Origin of the sequence: Dokdonella fugitiva, from assembly GCF_014138265.1 — a bacterium.
Classification (GTDB): Bacteria; Pseudomonadota; Gammaproteobacteria; order Xanthomonadales; family Rhodanobacteraceae; genus Dokdonella_A; species Dokdonella_A fugitiva_A.
The window spans coordinates 790,824-802,647 of the sequence record NZ_JACGXL010000002.1 but is presented as its reverse complement, the minus strand read 5'-3'; the positions used below and the strand labels follow the sequence as shown (position 1 = coordinate 802,647).

Below are 11,824 nucleotides of genomic sequence, written 5' to 3'. Positions count from 1 at the left end.
CGACTCGCAGCCCGCCCTAGATTGGCGGGATGGATCAAGTTCCCCGCCCTGGATCCGCCGATCCTGTCGCCGCAACCGCCGCGCCCGCATGCATGCCGTTCGCGGCGGGGGCGCCGGCATGAGCATCCGCGACTGGCCGGACGGCGAACGTCCGCGCGAGAAGCTGCTCGCCCACGGCGCCGGCGTGCTGTCCGACGCGGAGCTGCTGGCGGTATTCCTCGGCTCGGGGCGGCGCGGACTGACGGCGGTCGACCTCGCCCGTCACCTGCTCGCCGAGGCCGGCGGCCTCAAGCCGCTGCTCGACGCGCCACACGCGCAGGCCGGCCTCGGCGAGGTCGCCTGGTGCCGCCTCGCCGCCGCACTGGAGACCGGCCGGCGCTACCTCGACGCGGAGCTTCGCCGCGGCGAGACCCTGACCGACCCCGCGGCGAGCGCGCGCTACCTCAAGGCGCGCCTGGCCGGCTATCCGTACGAGGTATTCGCGTGTCTGTTCCTCGACAACCGCCATCGCGTGATCGTGTTCGAGGAGCTGTTCCGCGGCTCGATCGACGGCGCGAGCGTGCATCCGCGCGAGGTCGTGCGGCGCTGCCTTGTGCACAATGCGGCCGCGGTGATCTTCGCGCACAACCACCCATCCGGGGTCGCCGAACCGAGCGCGGCCGACCGCGCGATCACGCTGCGGCTGCGCGAGGCGCTCGACCTCGTCGACGTGCGCCTGCTCGACCATTTCGTGGTCGGCCACGGCGCGCCGACCTCGCTCGCGCAGCGCGGCTGGCTGTAGGCCGCGCCACGGCGATTTCCCCCTTTATACTCGCGCCCAACGTCACCGCACCCCATTCGACCGCCGTGATCCTGCCGTTCCCGAGTCGCTATCCAGCCGATGAAACGGAGCGCCGGATTCCCGACGTCGCGGCGGCGCGCACGCTGGCCGGCGCGGCCGCGGCGCCGATCGAAGCCCTGCTCGCGCGACGGCGCGCGGAATGGACCGCCCTGCTCGAACCGGGCGACGCGACGCTGCTCGCGCACACCGAGGATGCGGTGCGCCTCGGCCATGCGCGGCTCGCGGTCCGCCACGGCAACCTCGGCAGCGATTTCCACGCCTACCACAACGAAGGGCACGTGCTGGAAATCTGCGGCAGCCGCATCGACCGGCTGCGCGACACGCTCGGGCTGCGCGCGCTGGCGTTGCGCGACTGGTGCGCGCTGATGCTGTTCGGCGCCTGCCACGACCTGCGCCAGCGCGAGGCGCCGCAACTGGTCGACGGCATCGGCGCGAACGAGCGCGCGAGCATCGACGAGGCGCAACGCATCCTCGACGCCTGCGGCTTCTCGCGCGAACACGATGCGGACCTGCATGCGGCGCTCGAGCTCATGATCGCGGGCAGCACGTTCGACGCGCGGCCCGTGCCGGGCGGCTACCACTACAACGCCGCCGATCTCGTGCAGAGCGGCGGCGCGCTCGCTTCGCGCCTCGACCAGGTGCTCGACCGGCGCAGTCCCGGCTGGCGCCAGGATCCGCTGCTCGTCGCGGCGCAACGCCTTGCGCTCGTCGCCGCCGACCTCGACACGGCGAACGTAGCCGAACCATTCACGCGCTTCGCGAGCACCGCGGAAAACCTGTGCCGCGAACGCGAAATGCTCAGCGGGCGATCGCTCGCCGCGGGCGAAAGCGCGCTGCCGGTGCTCGGCTTCCTCACCGACGGACAGGATCGCTTCTTCTTCGAGCTGCACCGTTTCCAGTCCGATGCCGGCGTGGCCGCGTTCGGGCCGGGCAAGGAGGCGAATGCACCCAAGCTCAAGGCGCTGTGCATGGGTGTGCGCGCACGCATCGCGGTGCAGGGCGCGCCGCAGACCGGCAACCAGGTCATCGAAGCCTACCGCGCGACCCTCGCCGACCTCACGGTCTGAGCGGCGCGGAGGTTCGGTGCGACCCTGCACCCTCGGCGCCGTGCGCATCCCGCACGCCGCCTGCTCCGTCCGGTCGAGGCGACGAGCCTACCCGCTGCCGGCGACGCTACGATGACAACGCGCGACCGGCGCGCCGAACGGTGGCCGGGTCGCTACAATACGCGGCTTTTCCACGCTGGCCGACCCCGTGAAAGAACAGCTCCGCGACCTCGTCCTCGCCGCGATCGCCGCCCTGCAGGCCGGCGGCGAACTCCCTGCGGACACCACTGCCGTGTTCGTCGTCGAACGCACCAAGAACCGCGACCACGGCGATTTCGCCACCAACGCGGCGCTGCTGCTGGCCAAGGCCGCGGGCCGGAAGCCGCGCGACCTCGCGGCCGCGCTGGTCGCCGCCCTGCCTGCGCAGGACGCGATCGCCAAGGTCGAGATCGCCGGCCCGGGCTTCATCAACTTCTTCCTGAGCCCGGCCGCGTACCAGGGCGAAGTGCGCACGGCCCTCGCGCAGGGCGCCGCCTATGGCCGCGGCCATGCCGGCGACGGTCGCACCGCGGGCGTCGAGTTCGTCTCCGCCAACCCGACCGGCCCGCTGCACGTCGGCCACGGCCGCGCCGCCGCGATCGGTGACTGCATCGCGCGCGTGCTCGACGCGAACGGCTGGAAGGTCATGCGCGAGTTCTACTACAACGACGCCGGCGCGCAGATCAACAACCTCGCGATCTCGGTGCAGGCGCGCGCGCTCGGCAAGGGGCCCGACGACGAGGGCTGGCCCGAGGACGGCTATCGCGGCGACTACATCAAGGACGTCGCCGCCGCGTACCTGCGTGGCGACAGCGTCGACGTCGAAGGCCACACGGTGGCCGGCGCGAAGGATCCGGCCGACCTCGACGCGATCCGCCAGTTCGCCGTCGCCTACCTGCGCCGCGAGCAGAACGGCGACCTCGCTGCATTCGGCGTCGGCTTCGACGTCTACTTCCTCGAAAGCTCGCTGTACGGCGACGGCAAGGTCGACGAGACCGTGCGCGAGCTCGTCGCGCACGGCCACACCTACGAGGAAGGCGGCGCGCTGTGGTTGCGCACGACCGACTTCGGCGACGACAAGGACCGCGTCATGCGCAAGTCCGACGGCAGCTACACCTACTTCGTGCCGGACGTCGCCTACCACCGCAGCAAGTGGTTGCGCGGCTACGAGCGCGCGATCACCGAGCTCGGCTCCGACCACCACGGCTCGCTCATGCGCGTGAAGGCCGGCCTGCAGGCGCTCGACTGCGGCATCCCGCAGGGCTGGCCCGAGTACGTGCTGCACCAGATGGTCACGGTCATGCGCGGCGGCGAGGAAGTGAAGCTGTCCAAGCGCGCGGGCAGCTACGTGACCCTGCGCGACCTCATCGACGAGGTCGGCCGCGACGCGACGCGCTGGTTCCTGATCGCGCGCAAGTCCGATTCTCAGCTCGTGTTCGACATCGACCTCGCGCGCGCGCAGACCAACGACAACCCGGTCTACTACGTGCAGTACGCGCACGCGCGCGTCGCCAGCGTGATGCGCCAGCTCGCCGAGCGCGGCCTCGCCTGGGACCGCGCGAACGGCCTCGCTCACCTCGCACGCCTCGACGGCGACGCCGAGCAGCTCGTGCTGGCCGAGCTCTCGCGCTACGCCGAAACGGTCGAGAACGCGGGCACGAACCTCGAGCCGCACCTCGTCGCGACCTACCTGCGCGAGCTCGCGGCCGCGTTCCACGGCTGGTACAACACCAGCCAGTTCATCGTCGACGATGCCGGCCTGCGCGATGCGCGGCTCGCGCTCGCGAACGCCGTGCGCCAGGTGCTGGCGAACGGCCTCGACCTGCTGGGCGTGTCCGCCCCGGAGAGCATGTGATGGCAGCGAAGAAGGGACGCCAGGCGACGCGTGGCGGCAATGGTGAGCAGAAGCCGGCGTGGCTGTGGGTACTGGTCGGCATGCTGCTCGGCATCGGCCTGATGGCGCTCGTGCTGGTCAAGGACTGGGCGCCGCTGCTGCGCCGCAAGGACCTGCCGCAACCGAATCCTCAGGCCACCGCGCCAAAGGAAAGCGAACCGCCGGTCGCCGAGGCGAAGCCGAAGAAGAACTACGACTTCTACCAGGTGCTGCCGGAAGCGGAAGTCGTGATCCCCGACGCCGAATTGTCGGCGAAGGCGAAAGCCGAGCAGCAGGCGCGCGCGAACGCGACGACGGCGCCGGCGACGACCGGCACGACGCCGGCCACCGCGGCCTCCGGCCGCTACATCCTGCAGACGGGCTCGTATCCGGAACCGAAGGCGGCCGACGAGGCGAAGGCGAAGCTCGCGCTCGCCGGCTTCGTCGCGCAGGTCCAGCCGGTCACGATCAACGGCAAGACCTGGCACCGCGTGCGCCTCGGCCCGTACCCGAGCGCGAGCGAACTCGAAGCGGCGAAGCGTTCGCTCGCCGACAACGGCATCAACGCGATCGCGCTGAAGGAACAACCCGCGCAGTGAGTCCCGCCCGCGGCGCCCGCACGGGCGCCGCGTCGAAGCCGTCGCGGAACACGATGTCCGACGCGCTCACGGCGAACGTCGCATCGACGGTGCAGTCGGCGACGATCGCCGCAGTCGTGTAGAGCGTGCCCGCGAGCGTGCCGCCGCAGCCGACGATCGCGTCGATCGCGTAGCCGGGATCCGCCTGCACGTCGAATGCGACCGTGGCGCCCTCCTCGACGACCTGTGGCGCCGCCGGCGACAGCGCGCCGCCCGCACCCGCGTGCGGCGTCACCGTGTGCGTGATCGTCGTCTGCGAGGACACGAACCGGTAGACGACTTCGGTCGCGGTGTTGGCGACGTAGAGGTTGCCGGCCTCGTCCTCGCCGAACCCCGAATAGGTGCCGTAGCCGTTCGCGTCGTTGCGCCAGACCGTCGAACTCCATTGGCCGAGTTCGTCAGGCTTGGCGAAGAACAACTCGCTCGAGCACGAGTCGGCGTAGGCGTACATGCCGCGCAACGGCACGATCGGGCCGCGGTAGCGGTAGCCGCCGGTGATCGCGCAGCGACCGCCCGCATGCGTGTATTCGAGCAGCGGCAACACGTTCGGCGCGATCGGCGCCGTGCACGCCTGGCTCGAATTGAACACGACCGTGCCTTCCATGCAGTGCCAGCCGTAGAACGGCGGCTCGGTCGAATCGGCCGCGCGGAAGTCCACTTCCTCGTACTGGCTCTGGCCGACGTCACCGATCCACACGTCGCCGGTCGCGCGATCGAAGCTCCAGCGCCACGGATTGCGGAAGCCGTACAGCCAGGTCTCGTCGCAGGTCTGACTGCTGCCGACGTACGGATTGTCCGGCGGGATCGCGTACTCGGCCGCGACGCCGGTCGCGGTGCCGCACATCTCGGCGCCGGCGATGCCGCCGCGCGTGTCGACGTCGATGCGCAGCATCTTGCCGCGCAGGAAGTATTGCGGCGTGGTCGAGCTCGTGCCGCAGCTCGCCGAGGTCGTGTCGTTCGGCTTCTTCCACAGGCATTCGGCGAGCCAGTGCGTGCCGCTCTCCTGGCCGCCGTCGCCCGAGGACATGTAGAGATAGCCGTCCGGGCCGAAATGAATGTCGCCGCCGTTGTGGTACGACGGCGGCGCGTTGTCGGCGAGGCGCATGACGACCGTGCCGGTCGGGTTGGCGACATCCGGGTCCGCGGCCGACACCGTGTACCGTTCGAGCACCTCGTCGGGGCCACTGCCGAGGCAGGTGCCCGCGGGCGTGCAGCCCGGCGGCCGCATCGACACGACGTAGAACTCGTCGCCGTGCGGCGCGCCCTCGTGGCCGTAATTGGGATGGAACGCGAGGCCGAGCAGGCCGCTCGTGCCTCCCGACCCAGGATACGTGACCGGCACGGTGAGGAACGGCGTCGGCAGCAACACGCCGTCCTTGACGATGCGGATCGTGCCGGCCTGGCTCATCACGAACAGGCGCCCGCTGCCGTCGTGCGGCGCGCGCACGCCGATCGGCGCGGTCACCTGATCGGTGACGATCTCGAGCGCGAGATCCGGCGGCACGGTCTGCGCGGACGCGCATGTGGCCGCGCCGAGAGCGACTAATTCAGCGACGCGCCTGCAACGCGGCACGGCTCCCGCGCGCGCGCGCATCAGTCGAACCCGTTCGCGAAGATGACGTCGTCGTAGCTCGGCGAATGGAACCGGTAGATCTCGCCGCCCGAGCTGCCGACGTAGAGGTTGCCCTGCGCGTCCTCGCCGAAGCCGTAGGTGTTGAGGCCCGGCGTACCCGCGAGCGTCTCGTACGTCCATACGGTCGCCGCGGTGTTCGCGACGACGTAGATGTCGCCGGTGCAGTAGTCGCTGAACACGTACCTTCCGCGCAGTGGCGCGATCGGCCCGCGGTAGACGTAGCCGCCGCTGACCGCGCAGCCGTTCGGCGCCGCGTTGTGTGCGTAGTCGAGCTTCGGCACGACGCTGCCGGCCGGCCCGGAGCAGCCGAGCGTTCCGCCCGGGAACGTGTGGCGGCCTTCACAGGTGTTCCACTGGAAGTTCTGGCCGGCACTGCCTGCGGCCTGGAAGTCGACTTCCTCCCACGCGTCCTGACCGACGTCGCCGATCAGCAGGTCGCCGGTCTGGCGATCGAAGCTGAAACGGTACGGATTGCGGAAGCCCCAGTTGAAGATCTCGGCGCAGTCCTGCGGATGCAAGCCGACATCGCGGAACGGATTGCCGGGCGGGATCGCGTACGGCGCCGGCTGCCCCGCGGTCGCGCCGCAGAAGTTCGCGGGGGCCGCCGCGGTCGCCGCGTGCACGTCGAGGCGGATGATCTTGCCGAGCAGGTAGTAGGTCGGTCCCGAGCCCGACGTCGAATGGCAGCTCGCCGGATTGTCGTCGGCCTTCTTGCGCCCGGTGCACTGCGCGAATCCGTTCGGATCGTCCTGCACGCCGCCGTCGCCCATCGTCCAGTTGAGATAGCCCTGGTGGTCGAAATGGAGGTCGCCGCCGTTGTGGTTGTCGGCGATGTCGGGTACGCGCAGGATCACCGTGCCGGTGGGATTGGCGACATCCGGGTTCGCGGCGGACACCGTGTAGCGCGCGAGCACCTGGTCTTCGCTGTCGCCCAGGCCGCCGCCGGTCGCGGTGTAGGTCACGTAGAACGTGCGGTTGCTCGCGAACTGCGGATCGAATGCGAGGCCGAGCAGACCCTGTTCGCTCGTGCAGCTCACGCTCACGGAAAGGAACGCGGTCGGCAGCACGGCGCCGTTCCTGACGATGCGCAGGTGGCCGGTCGTGTTCGAACTGCCGGGATTGTCGCAGCGCTCGACCACGAAGGTGCGGCCGCTGCCGTCGTTGGGGGCGCGCACGGCGACCGGTTCGGAGAACGTCGTGGATGCATCCGGCCAGCGCACGAGCTCGAGGTCGGCGGGGTCGATCGCCGCGTGCAGCGATGCGCTCGCGACCAGCGCCGTGAGACAGGTTCCGATCCGACGCAGCATGGACGACCTCCGCAGGGGACTGGAGTGCGCCTTGTACCATGCCGCCGCGTCCGCGAACGTGAAGGCCGCATCCGTGGCGTGCGTCATCTTCCGGCGCAGCACGGCGGCGTACGATGCCGCGATGGGGCGCGCCGCCGCGCGCCTGGAGCCTGCCGATGACCCGCACCTCCCTGCTTCGTTCCACGCTTGTCGCCGCGATCGCGCTCGGCATCGCCGACGCGCACGCCGCGAGCTGGCCGCAGTTCGGCTACGACGCCGCGCACAGCGGCTTCAATCCCGCCGAGGCGACGCTCGGCGCCGCCAATCTCGCACAGCTCGCCTCCGTGTACGCGAATGGCGCCGCGCTCGCATCGTCAGTCGACAGCGCGCCCGTCTACCAGGGCGGCGTCGCGACCGCGAACGGCGTCAAGAACCTGTTGTTCCTGCTCAGCAAGAACGGACGCCTGATGGCGATCGACGCGGCCAACGGCAGCGAGGTGTGGCACCAGTCGACGAGCGGGCCGCAACCGACGACTGCATCGCCAGCGATCGATCCCAACCTGCAGTACGTCTACAGCTACGGCGTCGACGGCAAGGTGCACAAGTACGCGATCGGCGACGGCAGCGAAGTCACGAGCGGCGGCTGGCCGCAGACGATCAGCTTGAAGACGAGCGTCGAGAAGGGCGCCTCCGGGCTCACGATCGCCAGCTCGGGCAACACGCACCATCTCGTCGTCGTCACCGACGGCTACATCGGCGACGGCGGCGATTACCAGGGACATCTCGTCTCGATCGACCTCGCCAGCGGCACGCAGCACGTGTTCAACGTGATGTGCAGCGACAAGACGATCCACTTCGTGTTGAACGGCACGCCCGGCACCGACGACTGCGCCGGCCGCCAGAGTGGCATCTGGGGCCGCGGCGGCGCGACCTGGTCGGCGGCGACGAACCGCGTCTACATCGCGACCGGCAACGGCACGTTCAACGCGAACACGGGCGGCTTCGACTGGGGCGACAGCGTGCTCGCGCTCGCCGCGGACGGCACCGGTGCCGGCAACGGCCTGCCGCTCGACAGCTACACGCCGTCGAACTTCCAGAGCCTGCAGAACGGCGACACCGACCTCGGCTCGGTGTCGATGGCGATCCTGCCCGTGCCCGTGGGCAGCACGGTCGCGCACCTCGGCATGCAGGCGGGCAAGGACGGCAAGCTGCGCCTGATCGACCTCGACGACATGAGCGGCCAGGGCGGCCCCGCGCACGTCGGCGGCGAGATCCAGCTCATCGACGTGCCGCAGGGCGGCAACGGTTTTCCGGGCGATCGCATGCGCGAGCAGCCGGCGGTCTGGGTGAATCCGTCGGACCACTCGACCTGGGTGTTCGCGGGCAACGGCAGCGGCCTGTCCGGCCTGCAGCTCGGGCTCGACGGCAGCAACCATCCCGCGTTGACGATGCGCTGGAGCCGCACGGGCTCGTCGAACGCGTCGACCTCGCCGATCGTCGCGAACGGTGTGCTCTACCACGCCGGTCCGTGCGCGGACGGCGGCATCTGCGTCACCGCGCACGATCCGCTCAGCGGCGACGTGCTGTGGAGTTCGCCGCACATCGGCAACGTGCACTGGCAGAGCCCGATCCTCGTCGACGGCGCGCTCTACGTCACCGACAACAACGGCAAGCTGTGGAAGTTCGCACTACCCGCGGGCGACGTGATCTTCCGCAACGGCTTCGACGGCGCGGTGCGCTGAGGCACGCCGTCGCAGGCGTGATCCGCTCCACAGCTTCGACACGCCGCGCGTCGTCTCGTCGACGCTTCCGGCGTAGGATGCGGGTTCCCTGAAGGCGCCCCGCGGCGCCACGGAGTACCGCCATGACGCGCTCGCACGCCCTGCTCCGCACCGCCCTGCTCGCTTCCGGCGGGCTCCTCGCCGCCGACGTGTTCGCCACCGACTGGCCGCAATGGGGCTTCGAACCTGCGCACAGCGCGAACAATACGGCGGAGACCGCGGTGTCCGCGGCGAACGTCGCGCAGCTCGAACAGAAGTACGCCGTCACCCTGACCGGCCGCGTCAATGCCGCGCCGGTCTTCGCACAAGGCATCTCGACGGCGGGCGGCGCGAAAGACCTGCTGTTCGTCACGGCGCAGACCGGCCGCATCAGTGCGCTCGACGCCGCCGACGGCAGCGTGGTCTGGTCGATGACGACGACCGGCGGCCACACCCCGATCGAGAGTTCGCCGGCGATCGACCCGGATCGCCAGTACGTCTACAGCTATGGCGCCGACGGCAAGGTGCACAAGTACGCGATCGGCAGCGGCACCGAAGTCACGAGCGGCGGGTGGCCGCAGACGATCACGCTGAAGCCCGGCGTCGAGAAAGGCGCTTCCGCGCTCGCGACCGCGGTGTCGGGCGGCGTCGCGCGCCTGTACGCGGTCACCAACGGCTACGTCGGCGACGGTGGCGACTACCAGGGCCACCTCGTCACGATCGACCTCGCGACCGGCACGTCGCGCGTGTTCAATTCGATGTGCAGCACGACCACGACCCTGATCCCTTCGAACGGCTGCAACAGCCCGCAGAGCGGCATCTGGGGTCGTCCGGGCGCGGTCTACGACGCCGGCACCGATCGCGTCTACATCACCACCGCGAACGGCGAGTTCAATGCGAACACGGGCGGCCACAACTGGGGCGACAGCGTGCTCGCGCTGCATCCGGACGGCACCGGCGCAGGCGCGGGCCTGCCGCTCGACAGCCACACGCCGACGAATTACGACCAGCTCGACGGCAGCGACATCGATCTCGGTTCGGCGTCGCTGTCGATCCTGCCCGCGCCCGCGGGCAGCACCGTCGCGCACATCGGCGTGCAGACCGGCAAGGACTCGATGCTGCACCTGATCGACCTCGACGACATGAGCGGCACCGGCGCGCCGGGCGGTGTCGGCGGCGAGATCGAAGTCATCGACGTACCGATCAGCGAGTTCTGGATGAAAACGCAGTCGATCGTCTGGGTCGACACGCACGGCGACGGCGCGGCGTGGGTCTACGTCGGCAACGGCAACGGCATCTCCGGCCTCAAGCTCACGCTCACCGCATCGAACGTACCGCACCTGCAGCCGACCTGGCAGCAGAACTCAGATTCGACGTCGGCGATCGTTGCCAACGACGTGCTCTATCACGCGGGCTCGTGCGCGTCGGGTACCTGCATGCTCGCGCGCAACCCGAAGACCGGCGCGGTGCTGTGGACATCGCCCGCGATCGGCTCGCTCAAGTGGGGCAGCCCGATCCTCGTCGATGGCGCGCTCTACATGATCAACTACGCGAGCAGCGCCAAGCTGTACAAGTTCGCCCTGCCGGCTCCGGTCGACATCATCTTCGCGAACGGCTTCGATGGCTGACAGCCGTCGCGCCACCGGGCGGCGCGGTGTGCGCCGCCCGTGCGCTCAGCGCGGACGCTTGAGGCGAATCAGCGCCGAGATGTCCTCGTCGCCATGGCCCTGCGCGAGCAGCACCGCGTAGTCGGCGAGCGACTTCTCGATGACCGAACGGTCGGTGCCGGCGTCGAGCGCGAGCTCGCGCACGATCTTCAGGTCCTTGTGCAGCAGCGCGAGCTTGAAGCCGACCTTGAACTCGTCCTCGAGCATCGTCGCGCCACGCTTGTCGAGGAACCAGTTGCCGGCGGCGCCCGCACCGAGCGTCGGCAACAACCGTTCGGGATCGAGGCCGAGCCGTTCCGACAGCGCGAGTCCTTCGCAAACCGCCTGCGCGATGCCGGCGACGAGCACCTGGTTCACCGCCTTGGTGTTCTGCCCCGCGCCGACGTCGCCCATGTGGCTGATCTTCGCCGCGTAGCACGTCAGCACCGGTCGCACGCGCTCGAGCGCGACGGCGTCGCCGCCGACCATCACCGACAGCTTGCCGTTCTTCGCGCCCTCGACGCCACCCGATACCGGCGCATCGAGGAACGCGCAGTCGTGCGCGGCGAGGATCGCGTGCGCCTGCTTCGCGGTCACCGACGACACCGTCGAATGGTCGACGACGAACGTGCCCGGTCGCGCGTGCGCGGCGATCGTGCGTGCGAGTTCGATCACGTCGGCGTCGGCCGGCACGCACAACGCGATCACGTTGCAGGCGCGCACGAGCTCGACGAGATCCCGCGGCGCGGCGACACCGTATTCCTGCGCGGCCGCGAGCGCCTTGTCGTGCGAGCGGTTCCATACCGCCGCGAGCAGCCCTGCGCGCGCGAGATGACCGGCCATCGGCAAGCCCATCGCGCCGAGACCGACGAAACCGGCCCTGATTTCGTTCATGGAATGCTTCTCCAGGGTGAAAAGCTCAACGATTGGACACGAAGGACACGAAGCAAAGGCAAGGACGAAGAAGGCAATTGAAACACGGAGCACACGCAGCACACGGAGAGAGCAATGGCGAGCAGGACCGAGAGCTTTGATCGAAGAGCCTTTCCTCAATGTGCTCCG

9 protein-coding genes are annotated in these 11,824 nt (G+C 69.8%); 6 read left to right on the top strand and 3 right to left on the bottom strand.

Features of this window, described 5'->3' with window-relative positions; genetic code table 11:
• The first annotated feature begins 118 nt into the window (after positions 1–118).
• The 4 genes from radC to FHW12_RS09600 all read left to right on the top strand — a co-directional run bounded on the left by radC (position 119) and on the right by FHW12_RS09600 (position 4,398).
• On the top strand, positions 119–781 hold the full coding sequence (gene radC / locus FHW12_RS09615; RefSeq protein ID WP_182530780.1) for a RadC family protein: 663 nt from the start codon (positions 119–121) through the stop codon (positions 779–781).
• A gap of 65 nt (positions 782–846) precedes the next feature.
• Complete coding sequence (locus tag FHW12_RS09610; RefSeq protein ID WP_182530779.1) at positions 847–1,908, top strand: hypothetical protein; 1,062 nt, start codon at positions 847–849, stop codon at positions 1,906–1,908.
• Positions 1,909–2,095: 187 nt separating this feature from the next.
• A complete protein-coding gene (gene argS / locus FHW12_RS09605) occupies positions 2,096–3,781 on the top strand; it encodes an arginine--tRNA ligase (RefSeq protein WP_182530778.1) in 1,686 nt (561 codons plus the stop codon).
• Positions 3,781–4,398, top strand: coding sequence for an SPOR domain-containing protein (locus FHW12_RS09600; protein ID WP_182530777.1), 618 nt, complete (start codon positions 3,781–3,783; stop codon positions 4,396–4,398). Before argS ends, FHW12_RS09600 begins: the two co-directional genes overlap by 1 nt.
• Here the strand turns inward: FHW12_RS09600 and FHW12_RS09595 are convergent.
• Both FHW12_RS09595 and FHW12_RS09590 read right to left on the bottom strand, forming a co-directional pair.
• Positions 4,361–5,941 (bottom strand): PQQ-dependent sugar dehydrogenase, encoded by a 1,581-nt coding sequence (locus FHW12_RS09595; protein WP_182530776.1) that lies wholly within the window; start codon positions 5,939–5,941, stop codon positions 4,361–4,363. The genes FHW12_RS09600 and FHW12_RS09595 overlap by 38 nt on opposite strands.
• A gap of 89 nt (positions 5,942–6,030) precedes the next feature.
• The gene (locus FHW12_RS09590) at positions 6,031–7,377 is read right to left on the bottom strand and encodes a PQQ-dependent sugar dehydrogenase (protein WP_182530775.1); all 1,347 of its coding nucleotides are present in this window, start codon (positions 7,375–7,377) and stop codon (positions 6,031–6,033) included.
• Positions 7,378–7,532: 155 nt separating this feature from the next.
• On the opposite strand from FHW12_RS09590, the gene FHW12_RS09585 reads away from it, so the two are divergent.
• Positions 7,533–9,098, top strand: a complete 1,566-nt coding sequence (locus FHW12_RS09585) for a PQQ-binding-like beta-propeller repeat protein (RefSeq protein WP_182530774.1) — start codon at positions 7,533–7,535, stop codon at positions 9,096–9,098.
• A gap of 122 nt (positions 9,099–9,220) precedes the next feature.
• Positions 9,221–10,744, top strand: a complete 1,524-nt coding sequence (locus tag FHW12_RS09580; RefSeq protein WP_182530773.1) for a PQQ-binding-like beta-propeller repeat protein — start codon at positions 9,221–9,223, stop codon at positions 10,742–10,744.
• Positions 10,745–10,789: 45 nt separating this feature from the next.
• Here FHW12_RS09580 and FHW12_RS09575 read toward each other — a convergent pair whose 3' ends face one another.
• On the bottom strand, positions 10,790–11,656 hold the full coding sequence (locus FHW12_RS09575; protein WP_182530772.1) for an NAD(P)-dependent oxidoreductase: 867 nt from the start codon (positions 11,654–11,656) through the stop codon (positions 10,790–10,792).
• Between the last annotated feature and the right edge of the window lie 168 nt (positions 11,657–11,824).

Coding starts and splice junctions, on each gene's coding strand:
- radC (WP_182530780.1), top strand. CDS start 119: ATGAGCATCCGCGACTGGCCGGACGGCGAACGTCCGCGCGAGAAGCTG.
- FHW12_RS09600 (WP_182530777.1), top strand. CDS start 3,781: ATGGCAGCGAAGAAGGGACGCCAGGCGACGCGTGGCGGCAATGGTGAG.
- FHW12_RS09590 (WP_182530775.1), bottom strand. CDS start 7,377: ATGCTGCGTCGGATCGGAACCTGTCTCACGGCGCTGGTCGCGAGCGCA.
- FHW12_RS09585 (WP_182530774.1), top strand. CDS start 7,533: ATGACCCGCACCTCCCTGCTTCGTTCCACGCTTGTCGCCGCGATCGCG.
- FHW12_RS09580 (WP_182530773.1), top strand. CDS start 9,221: ATGACGCGCTCGCACGCCCTGCTCCGCACCGCCCTGCTCGCTTCCGGC.
- FHW12_RS09575 (WP_182530772.1), bottom strand. CDS start 11,656: ATGAACGAAATCAGGGCCGGTTTCGTCGGTCTCGGCGCGATGGGCTTG.